The sequence below is a fragment of the Sneathia sanguinegens genome (genome assembly GCF_001517935.1).
Classification (GTDB): domain Bacteria; phylum Fusobacteriota; class Fusobacteriia; order Fusobacteriales; family Leptotrichiaceae; genus Sneathia; species Sneathia sanguinegens.
In genome coordinates this window covers 37,368-56,475 of the sequence record NZ_LOQF01000008.1, presented here as the reverse complement: position 1 = coordinate 56,475, position 19,108 = coordinate 37,368, and the positions used below count along the sequence as shown (strand labels likewise).

Genomic DNA, 19,108 nt, shown 5'->3' with positions numbered 1-19,108 from the left:
ATTAATCTCCTAAAATTCATATCTAAACATTGTAGATAGTGCATTATTTTTTATATTTCTATTTTTATATCCAAATCCTAAAGTTAAATTACCAATTTTTTTGTTTACATTCAACCCAAAGTTAACTATATTATCAGTTAATTTAACTCCTGAAATATCATTTACAAATTTATATCCCTTTAATTCACCCTTTGATTTTAAAGTTGTATCTACAAGATATTTTGTATAATCTGCATAAATGCTTATATCTAAATCTTTATCATATCTTACATTGAATTTTGTTCCTAAAGTCATGCTTGGTTTAACAAATACTTCCATTTCAGAATTATATCCAAATTCACTATTTTCATTGTAATAACCTTTAATATATACTGGTACATCCAAACCAATATATGGTTTAATACCTAAGCTTACCTTATTATTTACATCTTTTTCATATTTATATGCTACTATATTATTAATATCTACTAGGAAATCAGAACTTCTTGTATCTTTAACATCCTTATCTAATAATTTTCTTGAAATATGTTTATCTAAATAATCTGCAGATATTATAGTATTTGTTGATAAACCAAATTTAAAATCATTAGTATTAATCATTGCAAGACCTGCTCCATTTACATTAACATCTCCTAAGACATTTTCTTTTTTCAATCCTGCTTTAAAACTTAAATCTTTTAATTTAGAATTTGTGTAATTTAATGCTATAGCTATGTTATGTTTTGAAATTTTGCTTCTAAATTCTTTACCTACACCTGCAAAAAGATTTGTAACTGTAGTAATAATATTTCTTTTATCTTCTTTTCTAATTTTAGTATCTGTTTGTACACTTGCAAAAGTTTCAAATGATTTATTTGTATTTTTTTCTACAGTATCTAAGATTGCTCTATTTCTAATATTTAAATTTTCTAAACCTAAAGTCATAGAATCTACTAATATATTTCCATCTAAAGTTTCTACATCTTCGTCATCGGCAATTTCCAAATTATCTAATTGTATATTCAATTCATTTAATTCTTTATCACTAAGTTTTTTATTCATTTTAGAAACTATAAATTTCTTCAATTTTGTTGATAATGTTTGTACTTTTGGTCCTTCATTTTCTTTTTTATCATTTAATGGATCAAATATATGTTCTTTTCTTTCAAGCCAAATTTTTACAATATTCTTATTATTTTCCTTCTTTAATTCTGTAATCATTTTAAGCCCTGAACTTACACTTTCTTCTCCAAATGTTATTTTAGAAACATCAGCATCACTTACATCTTTGGCAACAAAAATTAATTTTTTATTGAAAGTATCTTCTGTTTTTTCATTACTTTCTTTCGTATCATCGTCATTATAATCTTCAAATTTCTTAACTTCTTTTAAGTCAAATGTCATCATTTGATATTTTCTAAATAAGTCTATATCAAAATGTGAAATATTTGATAAATCTAATTTATCAACACTTAATCTTGCCCCATTTGCTATACGAGTCAATGAATTTTCATATGGTATATATGTACCTAATATATTATCCTTGTTTGAATATGAGTATAGTTGCCCTTTATTTTTTACATTAGCGTAAATTCCACCTTTTAAAGGTTCAAGTCCTAACATTACTCTTGCTAAATTTCCTTTTTCAATATATTCTGAATCTAATTTCAATTTTGCATTTTCAGAAACTATAACATCTGAATTTTGAACACCTTGCACAACCAAAGTTCCTTCTTTTACATATGTTGGTTCTGTATAAGTATTATTACCTGATAAAATCAAAGTACCTTTTCCTAATTTTTCTAAACCTGCACTTTGGAATAATTCTCTTTCTTCAAAGCTCAAACTTGGCAAATATTTCTTTATCTTAGGTCTTAATTCATTTACTATTTGTTGTGGTGTTACTTTAGTTCTTTCTAAAACTCTTTTAACATTTTCATGTGTTTCAAGAAATTTAGGATCTAATATTTCTTCATTTTTAAATTGTGCTGTTACTACAAGACTATTTGCTTGTTCTAAAGTTATATATTTTCTTGATGACATGTGTTTTATAGGATCAAAGGCCCCTTGTATACTATTTCCAAAAGTAAATGTTCCATATGGTACATTTGCAACAAAGTTTTCTTGACCAACTTCATGTGTTAATGCTTTTACAAATCTTGCTGGTCCATCTAGGGCTGCTTCCTTATCCATTATTCCCCAACCTATATTTTCATCTACACCATATAGTCCTATTTCTTCAATTTTTATATTCGGTGTCTTATTTGGATTTTCAGTTGGATTTTCATCTTTCTTTCCTTTTTCTTTATTTAAATCTATAAAATTCAATCTATAATCATCTATAGCTGTTGTCAACATACTTGTTTTTATATCATGTGCACTCATCCATGGAAATTTTTCAGCTATCATACCAGCTACTGCTGTCATTCTAGGTGCTGAGAATGATGATCCAAATGCTATATCACTACCTATATCTTCTCCATCGCTATATTGCTTTTCTTCATTTGTTAATCTCTTTGTATAAACATATGATCCGTCAGCTGCCATAGTCCATAACATAGCTTTTCCTGCTCTTGAAAATGAATATCTTGTATCATCTTTTTCCATATCTTGATGTTCTGCAACCATTTTATCTACAGCTTTAATTCTAGATACTATTTCTTCTTTATATCCTTTAGGATATTTTTCAGGATTTCTTACTATATTATTTAATTCCTTAATTAAGAAATTATATTCTGACAACATTCCTATTCCAAAAGCTCTTAAACGCTTATAGTTAAATTTATCTGTGTATAGTGCCCAAGCATTTGAAATATCTTCAGTTGCTTCATATCCATAACTTGATGTCTTTGGTACAACTCCAACTGAACCTAATAAATTTTTTCTATAGTTATAGTTATATTTATATTCCTTTCCTTCTTCTCTTGCCTTTTCTTTTTCTACTTCATTCATATATGTTGGCAATGAAGCAAAATCATTACTATATTTATAGTTTGGATCATGATAAGCTATTTTTTTACCATTTTTATCATAATTTGCTAAATCTATTTGAGCATAAGAATAAGTATTTCCAGCTGATCTAACAAAAAGAATATCATGATTTGCAGCAGTTATTTCAGGTGCTTCTTTTAAGACACTTTTTAGTGTTAATAATCTCAAATCTACAAGTTTTTTATAGTCACTTGCACTAATTTGATTTCTTGAAGCAAAATATTTATATACACTAGGTATTCCTAAATAACCATTATAGTAATCTTTCATATTTTGTTCTGATTTTTCATCATCTGATTTTAACCATGATAAAACTGCATTTCTGAAATATGCATCTGTATTATATGCTTTTGCTCCTTTTTCAAAATCTTCTTGCTTTAATTTACTTAATTCTAAATATTCTTCTACATTATAGTTTGAACCATAAGACATATTGATTGCCTTAATATTTTTATTCAAATCTAATATAGATGATAAATTTTTAGCAGTATCACTTGTTTTTATATGCTCATCTCCAGAAGCAACACTAATAGTTGTGAAATGCAACTTAGAGAATTTTAATTTATCTAATTCTGGCATACCATAAACTTCTTTTAATAGACGAGCTAATTCTGGATACATAGTTTTGTACATTTCTTTTTTATTAGCATCTGCTATCTTTGCATCTATTACTACATTTGTTATTTCATCCAATTTTTCAGCAGCAGCTTTTACTTTATCCGCTAAATAATTTGTCATTTCTGGTGAATACTTATCTGCATACTTTGATAAAAGATTTCCAATAAATTTATTTAAAGCTTGATAATCTGGTATAAAGTCTGGTAAATTTCCTTTTTCTCCAATCTTGCAAAGAGTATCAGTTATAGCACCTGTCCAATAAAAAGCATCTCCTAAAACTGATTCATCTATCATAGCTCCTATTACTGTTGCACCATGTTGTCTTAATAAGTGTTGTAGAGCTTTTTTTCTTTCTTTTTCATCTGTAGCTTCTTTTACAAAATCCTTAACCTTATCATCAGCTTTTACCGTACCTCTATAAACTCTTTTTTCAACTTCTGGTGATAAATCAAAAAAAGTTCCGTCTGCTACTGCAACATTTACTCCATCAAAGCTTACAAAAGCTTTTTCTTTCTTTTGAAAAACTACTTTTCCATCTTGTAATATTTTTCTTACTACATTATGTAAACCTACATTTTTATCCTTATCTAAAATTTCAGTTACAAAACTTACTTTTCCAGTTTGAGGTTCTGCTTCACTATATTTTTCTATTTTTTGTGATAAATATTCATCAAAACCTCCTATAACCTTACCATCTTCTGTTAATTTAAGGCTTCTTTTACTAAGATCTGCTAAAAGTTTTGAATAATCATCTTTGAAATCTCCTAATTTTATTCCAAAATCTATATTTCTTTTATATTCTTTATCTTTCAAACCATCAATATGATCAATTAAGTCAACTCTTTTAACTCCAGCCAAATCATCTTCATCATAGTATTTATCTGGTTTAAAATAATTTTTATAATCATAAAATTCATAACCATTTACTATTTGTTTTTCTGCATCTGCTACATCTTCAAAAGGATTATCTAAGGTATTAATCTTATACTTAACTCTTTTATCCTTATTCAATTTTTTCAAATCTTCATATCTAATATTATCTGATATTTCACTAGGTCTTTCTTCAATTAAAACCTTATTATCTAATCTAATATCTTTTGTTTTTCCTGTAATATTATCTCTTACTTGAACATAGACATTATTTCTATCCTTATCTGTAACTACCTTATATTTTTCATTTTTTAATTCTGGCTTATCTGGGAAAAGTTCTCCACCTGTTTTTTCTACACCAACTAAAGTTTCGTAACCTTTACTTCCTTTTTTATACACCAAACTAGGCTTTTTGTTATATATTTTAACAATTGATATATTTTTATCTAAACTATCATTATTTAAATATATTACTTCTTTATCATACATTTTATCTAAATTTTTTATTTCAAAATTTTTAGCTGTAATATTTTTAAGTCTGTCTACAGGTTGTTTTTTTATTTCGCTGACTATTTCATTAACACCCTCATTAATATCATATTCAGGTTTAAAATATTTAACTTCTAATTTATTTGCTTTATCAGCATTATTTACCTTTTTTAAACTACTACAACTACTAAGAGCTATTAGACCAAAAAATATAGCTATGCTTTTATTATTTACTCTCATTTTACCTCCTACCATTTATACTTCAAATTTAATGTTAAGCTTGGTTTTAATTTTCTAAATTCAAATTTCTTATCTATTGGTCCAAATAAGCCTTCATCTGGTCTTTTTTCATCCTTTATCAAATCTATTACTTTCTTTTCAAAAAGAGTAGAAATTTCAAATCCTGAACTTAATTCTAAGTTTTTTATTGGCATATATACAACACTAACTTTAGGCTTTAATTCAAAACTTCCTCCTAAATTATATTTATTATTAACTGCATCACTTAACATAGGTTTTTCTTTTGTTTTTTCTATATCATTTGTATTATAGTTATACATTTTTTCACTTCTAAGTAATAGGGTATCAAATTTTGCAAGTACATCTAAGCCACTCTTTAAGGTCAATTTATCACTAATTTTTTTTGTATATTCTACAGAACTATCAAATTCCAAAGAATTTATTAAATATGTTAAAACATTTTTATCATCTGGTCTTGTTACATGATTAAGTGCTAAACTATTTTTATATTTTAATTTATTAATAAATACTAAATCTTTAAGCCCTTTATATTCTGTTTCTATGCTTAAATTCAATTTATTACTTGTATTATTAGGGTGTAAAATTTTTACTTTTTTAATTGTATCTTCTTTGAATTCATTATTTAAATTTACACTCAAATTCAAATCTTTTATTTCTTTATTTGTATATTTTATGTTCAATTTAGATTCAATATTATTTTTAGGTTCATTTTCTTTACTATCAGAAAATTTTACTATTTTACTTAGTTTATTATCAAAATCAAAACTAACATCTTGTTTATCATTTAATTTTCTAACATATTTTGTTTTAAAACCAAGTTTGAAATTATGCGGAACAACATCTGCATTTATATTTGTTGGGTATAAAAGAAAACTTGGAAAATATTCTAAACTTGTATCTAGTTCTAAATCATCCTTATTTTTATTATACATATATTTTAATTTAGATTTTAAACTTGGTTCATATTTTAATGCTAGTTCATAGTTTTCTTTTCTACTTTCATCTGGTAAATATTTTGTCATTCTTGCTTCTATTAAATTTCCTAAGCTATTATCAAAAACTAATTTACCTACTTTTAAATCAACATTATTACTAGCACTTAAAATAAGTTTTGGATCTAAAATATTATAGAAAGTTTTATATGGATCTTCTTTCTTTTGACCCTTAGAATATTCTGCATGATGTTTCATTTCTAATTTCAAACCATAATTATTCTTATTTTCAGAGTATTTAAAACCAAAATTAAATTTTTGATCAAATTTTGTTACATAATCTCCCGAATGGAAATCAGGAAATTCATCTAATTCTGTATCAAGTGCATCAAATGGTCTACTTGCTGCATTAAGATCTATGTCAAAATTGTATTCACTATTTAAAGCATATTTATCATTTAATTTTGTATCAGTTTTACTATTTACTTTAAAATATGCTTCATCTTTATCAAATCTATGAAATTGATTTGCCTTATATTCAATTTTTGAATCTATTTCTGTATTTTTAACTTTTCCTGAAATATTTGTACTAAATACTGTATTTCCTAAAGCTTGTTTTGTTCCATCATCTTCTAAATATTCAGTTTTTACTTCTTCTTTTATTGTCCCATCTTTTGAATAATTTTTCTTTATCCAAAAATCATCTAAATAATATTGAAAATTATTTGTCAATTTTAAATCCTTAGTCAAATTATTTTCATTATTAATTAAAAATTTCAACATGACATCATGATTTGCGTCTCTTTTTTTCCAATTATATATGTGCTTTATATCCTTATCATAATCATTAATTGAGAAATCTTTTCTTGCAGATTTAATATCAACACCAAATTCTAATTCTTTTAACGGTTTAATATTAAATTTCAAAAGATTTAACTCATAACCTGTGGTTTCATATTTGGGTGCAAAACTACTATTAACCTTAACTCCTGTTTCTACGCTTGCCTCGTAAGCATAAGAAGCCATCGATAATAGCACTGCTAAAAAACATATCTTTTTATTTTTCATTCCCTATCTCCTTTCAAGATTTTTCACTTAATTATACTATTTTTTAAAAAGTTTTTTAAATATATTTTATTAATAGTACCATAAATTTTATTTATGCTTGGACTTTTACTGTCTATGTCTTTACCTTTTTTATATAAAAGAAGAAAAGATATATGTGTATAAAGTTTTTATTCTATATTTTTTTCACAAAATTTAATTTATGTAAAAATATAGTTAATATTTTCACTTTATTTAATACTTTCATTACAACCTTAACTTTTCACTTTAATTTATGCTATAATATTCCATATATATTTAAAGGAGTGATTAAATGTTTAAAGCAGTTGTTACTGATTTGGATGGAACTTTATTAAATAAAGATCATTTTCTTAGCACATATACTAAGAATGTTATTAATAAATTCTTAGATAAGGGGTATAAGCTATACATAGCTACTGGTCGTGTAGAAAGAGGAGCAAGATTAATTGCAGATCAATTTTCACACTCTCTTTCTCTTATTACAACTAATGGTGCTAGAATAATTGATGAAAAAGGTAAAGAAATCTATTCAGTAACATTAAATAAAAAATGTAAAGATTTTATTCTTAATTTGGATTACAAGAAATATGGAAAAGAAATATTCATAAATGGCTATTCTGGAACAGATTGGTTTGTTATTTCTGAAGAATATAAGGATTTTTATTCAAAAAGAAGAGTAGATAAAACTTTTGGTGCTACAGTAATAGATATAGAAGAATTTAAAAAGAAAGACTTTAATAAACTTTTTTTTATAGGCTCTTTTGAAAATTTAAAAAAGATTCGTGAAGTTTTAAAAGAAAATATTTCAAAGGATGCAAATATAGATTTTGTTAGTGAAAATTCCTTAGAAATCTTTGATATTTCAGCTAATAAAGCTAATGCAAGTTTGAAACTTTTAGAAAAAGATGGTATAAATCCTGATGAAGTTATTGCCTTCGGTGATGGTTTAAATGACTATTCTATGTTGAAATTATTTAAAAATAGCTTTATAATGGCTAATGCCTTGCAAGAATTAAAAGATTTATTACCCGAAAAAGAGATTATAGACGATAGTCATTCTGATGCTGTTGCAAAAAAAATTGAAGAGGTTTTTAATTTATGAAAAGTGCTTTAGTTGTAGATGATAGTCAATATTTTAGACAAATAATTAAAAATATTTTAGAAGAATATAATTTTAATATTATTGAAGCTAACAATGGACTTGATGCTTATAAAAAATATATAGTATATAAGCCTGACATTGTTACAATGGATATAAACATGCCCATACTCGATGGTTTTGGTTCTATAGAAAAAATTTTATCTTATGATAAAAATGCAAATATAATAATATGTAGCTCTATGATGTTTTTGGATGTATATATTGCAGAAGGTCTTGAAGCTGGTGCAAAAGCCTGTCTTTGCAAACCTTTCACAAAAAACGAATTAATAAATGCTATAGATAATGTTTTGAATGGAGATGATTAAAAAAATGAATGTTTATAAGGAGATTATGTATATTTTAATATTCTCACTTATAGGAGAGCTTTTATCTAAAGGTTTAAAATTACCTATTCCCGGAAGTGTTATTGGAATGATAATTTTATTTATCTTTTTAGAATTGAAGTTCTTAAAAATGAAAAAAATTGAAAAAGTTGGAGAATTTTTATTAGAAAATTTAGGTATCTTATTTGTTCCTGCTGGAGTTGGAATAATGTCAAAATTCAATTTTATAAAAGAAATTTGGCTAAGTTTTTTTCTTATAGCCATATTTACAACCATATTCTCACTAATTGTTACAGTTAAAATTGTTGAATTTGTTAAAAATAGATTTGAAGGAGGCGAAGATGCTTAGTATTTTAATAAACAATCAAATGTTCGGAATTATGCTTACTATACTTATTTATGTACTAGCAGTAAAATTGTTTGTTAAAACTAATTCAGCTATACTTAATCCTATACTAATATCTATAGTATTAATTATAGCTATATTAAAATTTTTTAATATACCTTATGAAACATACAATATTGGTGGATCAATATTCACTACATTAATAACACCGGCAACCGTAGCTCTAGCAATACCCTTGCATAAAAATTTGCATTTGTTAAAAAAACATTTTTTATCTATTATTACTGGTATTATTGTAGGAAACACAATAAATTGTCTACTTGTTGGCTATATTTGTAAATTATTTGCCTACAAGCCTGAAATAATAGCTTCCTTTATGCCAAAATCTGTAACGACTGCAATAGCCGTAGGACTTACTGAAAATGTTCATGGTATAATTCCTATAACAGTAATTTTAGTAATAGTCACAGGTATAACAGGTGCTACTTTGGGTCCTGGAATTTATAAGATGCTTAATGTTGATGACAAAGTAGCCATAGGTGTTAGCTTAGGTTCTGCAGCTCATGCTGTTGGTACAAGTAAAGCAATAGAAATGGATAAGGAAACTGGTGCTATGGCTGGTTTATCAATAGGACTTACTGGACTTTATGTAATTTTAGTAGCTCCTTTAATACTTAGAGTAATCCTATCATGAAAAAAGTTATAGTTGGTATGAGTGGTGGCATTGATAGTTCTGTTGCTGCTCTTTTATTAAAAGAACAAGGTTACGAAGTTATAGGTGTTAGTATAAAACATTTATCCGATGAATTAAGTAATAGTAAAAATAAAACCTGTTGCTCCTTGGATGATATAAATGATGCTAGAATTGTTTGTTTTCAATTAGGAATTCCACATTATGTAATTAATGTTGAAGATAAATTTAAAAAAGAAATTATAACTACCTTTATTGAAGAATATAAAAAGGGAAGAACTCCTAATCCTTGTGTTATTTGCAATGAAAAGGTGAAAATTAGAACACTTCTAGACTTAGCTAAAGAATTAAATTTTGATTATGTAGCTACTGGGCATTATGCTATAAAAAGTGAAGATGGTCTTCTAACATATGTAGATACTGTAAAAGATCAAAGCTATATGCTTTATCGCTTGTCAAAAGAAGATTTATCAAAAATGCTCTTTCCTTTAGGAAAAACACCAAAATCTGAAATTAGAGAACTTGCTAAAAAAAATAATATAATCACACACGATAAAAAAGATAGTACTGGTATTTGTTTTGCACAAGATGGATATATTCCTTTTTTACAAAAAAATCTTGATACTAAGGAAGGGAATTTTATTGATGAAAGTGGAAAAATCTTAGGTAAACATAAAGGATATCAGCTCTATACAGTGGGGCAAAGAAGAAAGTTAGGTCTTAAACTTCCTTATCCCATTTTCATACTTAAAATTTTGCCAAAAACTAATGAAATTGTCCTTGGTCCATATGAAAAATTAATGATAGATAGCATACAAATCACGAATTATATTTTTCATGTAAATTTAACAGATATATTAAATAAAAGAGTTTTTGTTCAACCTAGATTTTCTTCAAAAGGACTATATGGTTATTTATTCTTTTTAGATGGGAAACTCTATTTTAAATATGAAATTAAAAATGCTCAAAATTCAAAAGGTCAACATATAGTTATCTTTTATGAAAATAAATTAATTGGAGGTGGACTAATAGAATGTTAAAAAAAATATTAAAAAATATTTTAGCTTTTATAATCTTTAATTTAAAAATTGTTTATTGTGTTGCAATATTCTTTATAATCAGCCTAATAATTTTATCTAAATCTAGCTTAAAATCAAATCAAAAACCCGTAATTTCTAATTACAAATATGTTGTATTTGATATAGATAAGGTAAAAGAAGAAAATAATCCAACACTTGCTTTTTTTAATGAAGATAATATTAATTTTAACACTGTAATTAACTCACTTAATAATATTAGACTTAATAAAAATGTAGAAGCTTTAATTATTAATCTTGATACTTTAAGATTAAGTCCTTCACAAATAGAAGAATTTATGAAAATTTTAAAAAAATTCCCTATGTCTAATAAAAAAATTTATGCTTATGGTAGCAATATCGACAATGTAACATATAGACTTGCTAGTGTTGCTGACAAGATTGTTATGCCAAATACACTTAGTGCAAGGCTTTCACTAAATGGCTATTATTCTAGCCAACTATATTTCAAAGATATTTTTGATAAATATGGTGTAAAAGTAGAAGCTATTCATGTTGGATCACACAAATCATTTGGTGAACAATATTATTTAAACAAAATGTCTGATGAATTAAGAAGTGATTTAACAAGGGTTTTTGATAATAGACTTAATAATTTTGCCCTTAATATTTCAAAAAATAGAAAGTTAGATATTAATACTTTCAAAAATAATATTTTAGATGGAAAATATGATTCTATAAGTCCTTATACTGCAAAAGATTATGGCTTGATAGATGAAATAATGGATTATGATATGCTAATGGAAAAATTAAATGCAACTGATGATAATACTATTAGTTTATCTGATATTGCACAGCAAGATATGGAAAATAATAGCAAAAATACAATAGCAATCGTTCCTTTAGAAGGAAATATTACTTCATCAAATGAGGATTTATCTGATTTAACACTTTCAGAAAAAAATGTTAGAAATAAATTTGAACAAATAGAAAAAAATAAAAATATTAAAGCTGTTATCCTTCGTATAAATTCTCCTGGTGGTAGTGCATTAGAAGCAGAAATGATACACAAATTAATAAAAAGATATACTGATACTTATCATATACCTATTTATGCTTCTTTATCAGATGTAGCTGCTTCTGGAGGTTACTATATAGCAACAAGTGCAAAGAAAATTTTCGCTAATGAAGCTACAATTACTGGTTCTATAGGAGTTGTTTCTTTATTGCCAAAATTTGATAAGGCTTTCAATAAGTTTAATATAAATAGTCAAGTAATACAAAAAGGAAAATATGCTGGAATTTATGATCCAAGTTATTCACTAACTGATGATGATAGAACACATTTGCAAAATATTTTACAAGATGTTTATACTGAATTCAAACATAGAGTTAGTGTAGCAAGAAATATACCTGATGAAAAATTAGAACCTTTAGCTGGAGGTCGTATTTGGTTAGGTGATGAGGCTAAAAAAATAGGACTTATTGATGATATAGCTAGTCTTGACGAAGTTATAGATATAGTTGCAAAAGAATGTAATCTTACCGATTACAATGTAACACAAATAAATACTAAAATGGATTATAGCAATTATTTAGATTTTGCAAAATCTATATTTAATTCAAATACTAAATTAGATATTTATGATAATATATATAAAAAGCTACTATTTATACAAAATAATAGTCTAACACCACTTTATTTCAATACTAGCTTAAATAAATTAAAATATTAAAACAAAAAAACACTAAGGTTATTCATAGCTTTAGTGTTTTTTATATGATCTATAAATTTATTGTTTTTTGTAAATTCTTTCCTACTTTAAACTTTATAACTTTTCTAGCTTTTATTTTAATTTTTTCTCCACTAGATGGATTAACTCCATTTCTTTCTGGCATATCCTTTGATAAAAATGTTCCAAACCCAATAAATTGAATATTTTTTCCTTTTTTTAAATTATTTTGAATTAATTCTAAAAACCCATTAATTAACTCTTCGGACCTTTTCTTAGTTTCTCCTAGTTTTTCAGAATAAACTGAAATAAATTCTTTCTTGTTCATTGCTACAGCTCCTTTCCCTCGTTATAAATATTTTACCTTAATTATTTAAAAAAAGCAACTTTTTTTAAAAATTATAGGCTTTTTCTTGAATATATTCAAAAAATTAAACTTTATTCTTTACAAAAATCTGTCATGATGAAAAACAAAACTAAACAAGTAACAAGCTCCACAACAGGTATTGTAAGCCAAACTCCTGTTATTTTAAATAAAATCTTTAATATTTCTGTAAAGGGAAAAATCACTATTATGCCTCTTAATATAGAAATTAATCTAGCAAATTTTACTTGTTTCGTACATAGTAACTTTATTTGTCCAAAAATATTCAAACCAGAAAATAAAATCGATGTGAAGTATAGTATCAAAGCTTCAGTTGCTAATTCTTGTAAAGCTTTTGATCTTTCCGGGTTAAACATTAATATTATATTTTTTCTAAATAAAACTAAAAACGCATATATAGTTACCGATAAAACAATTAACAATATATTAGTATATTTTGATAATTTTTTAACTGTGTCATATTTTTTCACAGCATAGTATTTTGTAAGTAAAGGTTGGACTCCTTGGGCTATTCCATTGTAAATAGCGGTAACAATTATCCCTAAATTTGTAACTATGCCATAAGCTGCAATACCAACATTAGCCTTAAGCTTGAAAATAATAAGATTAAAAACAAGTATTACAAGACCCCCACTAAGCTCAGATAAAAACATTGGAAAACCTGTAAATAAAATGAAGTGTGGTTTAAGATAAGCAATTCTTCTACTAAATTTCAAATTTTTAGACTTATAGCAATGTTTATACAATATAATAATACTTATCAATGGTGAGGCACAAGTAGCCATTACTGCTCCAAACATTCCTAGTTTAAAAGGAAATATTAAAATATAATCTAGTACAATATTAAATAAGGTTCCAACAAGCATAGCCTGCATAGCAAGTTTAGGATTCGAATCATTTTTAACAAAAAAATTAAGTATACTACTAAAAATAAAAAAAGGCGAAAAAATATATATGACCCTAAAGTACACATTCGTTATATCGAAAATTTCACTATTTGCTCCCAAAATTCTAACAAAATATGACGAAAAACTTGCACCAATAAGAACCATAAAAAAAGATATAAAAGCACCCAGCAACATCGTAAGAGTAAAAATTTCTTTTTTTAACTTTCTTGATCTTGAAAAACAGACTGAACCTCCAACTGCTAGCATTATACTAATAGCATTAATAAGGGTATAAGCTGGTATAACAACATTAAGCGATGCTAAGCCATTAACTCCTATACCCCTTGAAATAAACAAGGTGTCTGCAAATATATACAAAGACATTCCAAGAGTTCCTAAAACATTTAAAGATACATATTTAATATATTCTTTCATCTTCACCTCCTAAACCAAAAAAGCTGGAATAAAATTTTCCAGCTTTTTAACATTTAGAAACAGAGTCAATAAGCTAGATTACTCTGCTTCTGAAAATAAGACTTTAGATAATCTTTGACTTAGATTTTCTTTATTCTTAATTAAAATTTTTCTAACTTGATCAGAATTCTTTCCCTTTAAAGTCTTCATAGCTTTTGTGCAAACTCTAACTTTAATTTCTTGCCCATTAATAGTTAAAGTCATAACTTGCAAATTAGGCTTCCAAATTCTCTTAGTTGCTTTGTGTGAATGGCTAACTAAATTACCATGGCTAGTTCTTTTACCGAAAACTTCACATACACGCATATTAGTACCTCCTGACATTATTACTAGATTTCTATTATATCACATTTATTCAATACTGACAAGTTTTTATTAAATACATTTCTTTATTTTTTTGTTTAAAAAAGTATTTACCAAAAATTCCCTTTATATTTAAAAAGAACATAAGGATAAAATATTTTAGGTTAAAAAAGTTTAGTTTTTTTTATTTGTATTTTCTTTGCGAATTACTATTTCAATATATAATTGTATTAGAAGATAAAACAATCTTTTAAAGGAGAAAAAACATGAAAAAGACATTAATTTTAACTAGCTTAATCGCTACAATGACTGCATTTGCAGCAACAAAAGGTAATGTTGAATTCTTTAATGAAAATGAATTTGACAACACTAAATTCCAAATTAAAAAACTTGGTGTTAAATCTGACATTGAAATCAAAAACTTAGGTTTAAGTTTTGGTGGAGAAATAAAGGCTGAAGACCTTATTTACAACAATGCAAATGGAATAGATTTAAAACTTACAACTAAAAAATTTGCAGATAAATCAAGTGTTTATGTAAAATATCAATTACCTGATTTCAAAGGTTTAAAAACTTTTGTTAAAGGAACATTTGATCCTGAATTAGAAGATAATTACGCTTTAAAAGGTAAAACAAAATTAGAAGCTAATGTTGAATATAAATTAAAAGATATAAATTTAGGTTTTGACTCTGAAACAGAATTCCCATTCAAAGCAGATACAAATACATATAAAGCAAGCGCAATGTCTACTCAAAAAGTTTATGCTAAGGGAGATATTTTAAAGGTTAAAGGTATAGATGCAGAATTAGCTTTAAACCACAGCTATGTTGATGTTAAAAAAGTATCTGGTAAAGGTAAATTATCATACAGCCCAATTGACAAATTAGAATTAACTGCTAATGCTCAATTCTTAGCTGCAATCAAAGCTAACGAATTAGATTATAAAGACACTTTCTTAGGTAACAAAGATCTATATGAAAAGGCTAATGTTGAAGCTAATGCTAAACAAGATGGAACTGATTATGGAAAGAAAGAACTTAAAGAAGGTAATGGTAAATACGCTCATGCATACAGCTTAGAAGCTAAATACACTGGTTTTGATCATTTAACATTAACTGGTGCTGGATATTTAAACCTAATGCATACTACAAAGGACAATAAAGCTCAAGTATCTGTTGTTCCTTCAGTTGATTTTAAAGTTGAATATAAGGCTTTAAATGACAAATTAGCTTTAGAAGCTAAAACTACTTTAGGTGGATATATTAGTAAATTCAATGAATTTAGAACTCTATTATTAGCTCTAGATACTAAGGTTGGATATACTTTTGATATAAATAATAAATTAAGTATAACTCCAGAATTAGGTATCTATACTAAACATGGATTCAATACTACTTTAGATTATAAAACAAATGATGATACTCATAAACCAACAGAACCTAGAAAATTACATAATAATAAGGCTTTATCTTTCTTAACTATAGGTCCAAAGGTTAATTTAAATTACAAACCTATTACTGACTTAACTTTCACTGCTTCAGTTGAAGTTCCAGTTAATTTTGAAGGATATAATGTAACTGATGCAAAACACAACTTCAAATACAAGAGCTTCTCTGTTAAACCTAATTTGAATTTAAAATATGAATGGAAATAGTTTTAATTGGCACACTTCGGTGTGCTTTTTTTAAAATAAAAAAAACAGCAAGGGGGCTTGCCATTTTCTTTAAAAAATTGTGAAATTCATTTATCTATATATTTGTACCCTTTTTTTCATAAATGTCAAGATATATCCTAAAGATATATATATTTTTGACTTATCATCTAAAAAAAGGAGAATTTATGAAAAAATTTTTTTTATTTCTATTCGTACCATTTTGTAGTTTTGCAAATTTAGAGCTTAATTTAAACAATGATATATATTTGAATTATACCATAGCTAAAAATACAAAACTTTTATACTCCAATTCCTTAGGTTTAAAATATATGAACTTTTTTTCAAAAATCAGGTTTGATAAAATTGAAATAAAAAACTCAAAAAATTTGAAGAAAAAGCATATTACAAATATAGATGCTTTTGCTGGTGTAAATTTTAATATAGATGATTTAGAAATCAAACCTATTATAGGCTACAATAATATAGGATATCTTTCAATTACAGCTAAGTATGGAAAGCAACTCAAAGGCTATATATCATCTACTATATATTTTGATAATAGTTCATTAAATGAACTAGGTTTAGAATATGTAAAAAATATAAAGAATAGTAAAATAAAGATAAAAGTTGGAACCAATCTATCAAGTACCAACAATTTTAAACCTATATATCTTAGCTCTATTGAAATTAACCAAAAAAATATAGTTAATTCTCATGTACATTTTGTAATAGGTTTAAAACTTTTCAATTATGGAAACTCACATGGTATCGGGTTAACTTCCGATATTAACATACATTAGTATCATTTAAAATTTTAAATATATGATGATAAGTCAATTTTAAACTATTCTTTTTTTAAAAAAAGTTGTATAATAAAAGAAAATAGACCACTTTATTAAGAAAGGATAAATTATGAAAAAAACAATTATGTTGGCAACTATAGTTGCATCACTTTATTCAATGGCTAGTTCTGTTTCTGGTCATGTTGAATTTATTAATAATAATAACTTAAAAGTCGAAACTACACAAAAGGAGTTAGAAGATAAAGAAATAACAACACCTAGTACTGGTAGTTCTAATACTGCTTCTACTCCTAAGAAAACTTATAAATCAGAAAAAGATGGTTCTACAAAGCCTAGTTTTAAAACTGATTTAGGTGTTAAAACTGAAGTTACTTTAAATAAAATAGGTTTAAGTTTTGGTGCTGAATTTATGGGAAAAGATGTTGAACTTTATCCAACTAAAGATAAAGCAGGATATAAATTTTCTGAAGATTCAAATGTATATCTTAAATACCAAATACCTGAATTTATGAATATTAAATCTTCAGCTAAATTAGGTTTCATTCCTAAAGTAAGTAAGGATAAAAATGACAAAGCAAGTTTTGCAGGTGAAGCTTTAGTTGAATTAGAAGGATCATACATTTTAGATACAATTAATCTTAATTTAAATTCTTCTACTCACTTACCTTTATACAAACCAAGTGAAGGAACATATGGAGATAAGATGTTCTCAGTTCACAAATTAACTGCTAAAGGTGAAACTGGTGTAATTAAAGACTTAGATGCTTATTTAGAAATTAAAAATGATTATTCTATTTTCAATGCTTCAAATAATCAAGATACAAGTTCTCCATTAAAATATGTAAAAGGTGGACTTGTTGGAGATTACAAAGATGTTAAGAATTTAACACTTACTGCTCATGCAGATTTCTTATACTTACCATCTGATGATAATGATGGACAAACTACAAAGAATATCTTAAAGAATGATGATGAAAAACTAACAGTAGCTAATAGCTATTCACAAGCTTATGAATTTGAAGCAAAATATACTATGCTAGAAAATAAATTAGATTTAAAAGCATCACTTTTAGGACAACATGTACATACTGGTGGACATACTGTACAAGTAGGAGATGTGCATGAATATGTTAATAAGCTAAATGATTTGAAAACAAAATTAGATAACATAAAAAATGATTGTAAGACTGAAATTGATAGTGAAATATTAAAATACTTTAAAGATGACACAGAATTAAATGATGATTTAACTAAGTTAAATGAAAAAATAAAGAAAAATAATACAACACCTGCTTCAGCAACAACTAATACGCCTGCTGCAGGATCTACTAGTACACCTGCAGGGGATAATACGAATGCGGTTGTTCCAGCAACTAATGATAGTATAGAAAAGGACGCAAAAGACTGTATCACTAAGATTGAAGCTCTTTTAAAGAAAATAAAAGAAAATAACTATGATGATAAAACAGATTCAAAATTAAATAAGTTAAAAAATGATAAAAGACAAAACGCCATAACTGAAAAAGCTTACTTTGGTACAAAACTTGGTGTAGCTTATAGACCAATTAATAATTTAGAAATAACTGCTGGTACAGTTTTAGGTGGAACTTATGTTCAAAACTTTGAAGATAATGAAGAAGATAAAATAGATGGTTATGATATAACTGGATATATTAGATTAGATTCTGGTGTTAAATATGTTTATACTCCAGTTAAGAACATAACTGTTGTTCCAGAATTTAATATTTCAGGTTCAGTTGATAATTTGGATGCTAGAAATAAGAATAAATTCCTTAGTGCTAAATTAAACTTAAATCCTAAAGCTTCTATTGCTTATACTCCAATTAAGAATTTAGAAATTGCTGGATTAGTTGAATTACCTATTGAATTTAAACATGTAATAACTGAATACACTACACCAAAAGATGGTGGTTTATTAAATGATGATAATATTTATAACAAAAGAAAATTCGCTTATTCAAGCACAACTTTCAAGACTGGTTTAAATATTAAATATTCTTGGTAATAGTTCATTAAACCCTAAAGTTTTTAACTTTAGGGTTTTTTCTTGCTTTATATAATA

At 25.9% G+C, this 19,108-nt stretch carries 14 protein-coding genes; 9 read left to right on the top strand and 5 right to left on the bottom strand.

The window, feature by feature from the left end:
• Window positions 1–9 precede the first annotated feature (9 nt).
• The gene (locus AWT65_RS04540) at window positions 10–5,187 is read right to left on the bottom strand and encodes a S8 family serine peptidase (protein ID WP_066729802.1); all 5,178 of its coding nucleotides are present in this window, start codon (window positions 5,185–5,187) and stop codon (window positions 10–12) included.
• An 8-nt stretch (window positions 5,188–5,195) separates the two neighbouring features.
• A complete protein-coding gene (locus tag AWT65_RS04535) occupies window positions 5,196–7,208 on the bottom strand; it encodes a hypothetical protein (RefSeq protein WP_066729800.1) in 2,013 nt (670 codons plus the stop codon).
• A gap of 310 nt (window positions 7,209–7,518) precedes the next feature.
• Here AWT65_RS04535 and AWT65_RS04530 point away from each other — a divergent pair, with 310 nt between their 5' ends.
• The 6 genes from AWT65_RS04530 to sppA are packed head-to-tail and all read left to right on the top strand — an operon-like array spanning window position 7,519 to window position 12,521.
• Window positions 7,519–8,328, top strand: coding sequence for a Cof-type HAD-IIB family hydrolase (locus tag AWT65_RS04530; RefSeq protein ID WP_066729798.1), 810 nt, complete (start codon window positions 7,519–7,521; stop codon window positions 8,326–8,328).
• Window positions 8,325–8,693 carry a response regulator gene (locus tag AWT65_RS04525; protein WP_066729796.1) on the top strand — a complete coding sequence of 123 codons (369 nt, stop codon included), beginning with the start codon at window positions 8,325–8,327 and terminating at the stop codon, window positions 8,691–8,693. The genes AWT65_RS04530 and AWT65_RS04525 overlap by 4 nt, the downstream gene beginning before the upstream one ends.
• Window positions 8,694–8,697: 4 nt before the next feature.
• Window positions 8,698–9,060 carry a CidA/LrgA family protein gene (locus tag AWT65_RS04520; protein ID WP_066729794.1) on the top strand — a complete coding sequence of 121 codons (363 nt, stop codon included), beginning with the start codon at window positions 8,698–8,700 and terminating at the stop codon, window positions 9,058–9,060.
• Entirely contained in the window at window positions 9,053–9,751 is a 699-nt protein-coding gene (locus AWT65_RS04515; protein ID WP_066729793.1) for an LrgB family protein, read from the top strand. Before AWT65_RS04520 ends, AWT65_RS04515 begins: the two co-directional genes overlap by 8 nt.
• Window positions 9,748–10,788, top strand: a complete 1,041-nt coding sequence (gene mnmA / locus AWT65_RS04510) for a tRNA 2-thiouridine(34) synthase MnmA (protein WP_066729791.1) — start codon at window positions 9,748–9,750, stop codon at window positions 10,786–10,788. Before AWT65_RS04515 ends, mnmA begins: the two co-directional genes overlap by 4 nt.
• The gene (gene sppA / locus AWT65_RS04505) at window positions 10,782–12,521 is read left to right on the top strand and encodes a signal peptide peptidase SppA (RefSeq protein WP_066729788.1); all 1,740 of its coding nucleotides are present in this window, start codon (window positions 10,782–10,784) and stop codon (window positions 12,519–12,521) included. The genes mnmA and sppA overlap by 7 nt, the downstream gene beginning before the upstream one ends.
• Before the next feature lie 49 nt (window positions 12,522–12,570).
• Here the strand turns inward: sppA and AWT65_RS04500 are convergent, their stop codons facing one another.
• The 3 genes from AWT65_RS04500 to rpmB form a co-directional block, all read right to left on the bottom strand.
• Window positions 12,571–12,846: an HU family DNA-binding protein gene (locus tag AWT65_RS04500; RefSeq protein WP_066729785.1), complete on the bottom strand. Its 276-nt coding sequence runs from the start codon at window positions 12,844–12,846 to the stop codon at window positions 12,571–12,573.
• 110 nt (window positions 12,847–12,956) lie between these two features.
• Window positions 12,957–14,225, bottom strand: coding sequence for an MATE family efflux transporter (locus AWT65_RS04495; RefSeq protein ID WP_066729783.1), 1,269 nt, complete (start codon window positions 14,223–14,225; stop codon window positions 12,957–12,959).
• A gap of 78 nt (window positions 14,226–14,303) precedes the next feature.
• Window positions 14,304–14,570, bottom strand: a complete 267-nt coding sequence (gene rpmB, locus AWT65_RS04490; RefSeq protein ID WP_066729780.1) for a 50S ribosomal protein L28 — start codon at window positions 14,568–14,570, stop codon at window positions 14,304–14,306.
• Window positions 14,571–14,833: 263 nt separating this feature from the next.
• Here rpmB and AWT65_RS04485 point away from each other — a divergent pair, with 263 nt between their 5' ends.
• The 3 genes from AWT65_RS04485 to AWT65_RS04475 all read left to right on the top strand — a co-directional run bounded on the left by AWT65_RS04485 (window position 14,834) and on the right by AWT65_RS04475 (window position 19,051).
• Window positions 14,834–16,222: a hypothetical protein gene (locus tag AWT65_RS04485; RefSeq protein WP_066729777.1), complete on the top strand. Its 1,389-nt coding sequence runs from the start codon at window positions 14,834–14,836 to the stop codon at window positions 16,220–16,222.
• Between the two features lie 185 nt (window positions 16,223–16,407).
• Window positions 16,408–17,022 carry a hypothetical protein gene (locus AWT65_RS04480; RefSeq protein ID WP_066729775.1) on the top strand — a complete coding sequence of 205 codons (615 nt, stop codon included), beginning with the start codon at window positions 16,408–16,410 and terminating at the stop codon, window positions 17,020–17,022.
• Window positions 17,023–17,134: 112 nt separating this feature from the next.
• On the top strand, window positions 17,135–19,051 hold the full coding sequence (locus AWT65_RS04475) for a hypothetical protein (protein WP_066729772.1): 1,917 nt from the start codon (window positions 17,135–17,137) through the stop codon (window positions 19,049–19,051).
• The last annotated feature ends 57 nt before the right edge of the window (window positions 19,052–19,108 follow it).

Coding starts and splice junctions, on each gene's coding strand:
- AWT65_RS04540 (WP_066729802.1), bottom strand. CDS start 5,187: ATGAGAGTAAATAATAAAAGCATAGCTATATTTTTTGGTCTAATAGCT.
- AWT65_RS04535 (WP_066729800.1), bottom strand. CDS start 7,208: ATGAAAAATAAAAAGATATGTTTTTTAGCAGTGCTATTATCGATGGCT.
- AWT65_RS04530 (WP_066729798.1), top strand. CDS start 7,519: ATGTTTAAAGCAGTTGTTACTGATTTGGATGGAACTTTATTAAATAAA.
- AWT65_RS04525 (WP_066729796.1), top strand. CDS start 8,325: ATGAAAAGTGCTTTAGTTGTAGATGATAGTCAATATTTTAGACAAATA.
- AWT65_RS04520 (WP_066729794.1), top strand. CDS start 8,698: ATGAATGTTTATAAGGAGATTATGTATATTTTAATATTCTCACTTATA.
- AWT65_RS04515 (WP_066729793.1), top strand. CDS start 9,053: ATGCTTAGTATTTTAATAAACAATCAAATGTTCGGAATTATGCTTACT.
- mnmA (WP_066729791.1), top strand. CDS start 9,748: ATGAAAAAAGTTATAGTTGGTATGAGTGGTGGCATTGATAGTTCTGTT.
- sppA (WP_066729788.1), top strand. CDS start 10,782: ATGTTAAAAAAAATATTAAAAAATATTTTAGCTTTTATAATCTTTAAT.
- AWT65_RS04500 (WP_066729785.1), bottom strand. CDS start 12,846: ATGAACAAGAAAGAATTTATTTCAGTTTATTCTGAAAAACTAGGAGAA.
- AWT65_RS04495 (WP_066729783.1), bottom strand. CDS start 14,225: ATGAAAGAATATATTAAATATGTATCTTTAAATGTTTTAGGAACTCTT.
- rpmB (WP_066729780.1), bottom strand. CDS start 14,570: ATGCGTGTATGTGAAGTTTTCGGTAAAAGAACTAGCCATGGTAATTTA.
- AWT65_RS04485 (WP_066729777.1), top strand. CDS start 14,834: ATGAAAAAGACATTAATTTTAACTAGCTTAATCGCTACAATGACTGCA.
- AWT65_RS04480 (WP_066729775.1), top strand. CDS start 16,408: ATGAAAAAATTTTTTTTATTTCTATTCGTACCATTTTGTAGTTTTGCA.
- AWT65_RS04475 (WP_066729772.1), top strand. CDS start 17,135: ATGAAAAAAACAATTATGTTGGCAACTATAGTTGCATCACTTTATTCA.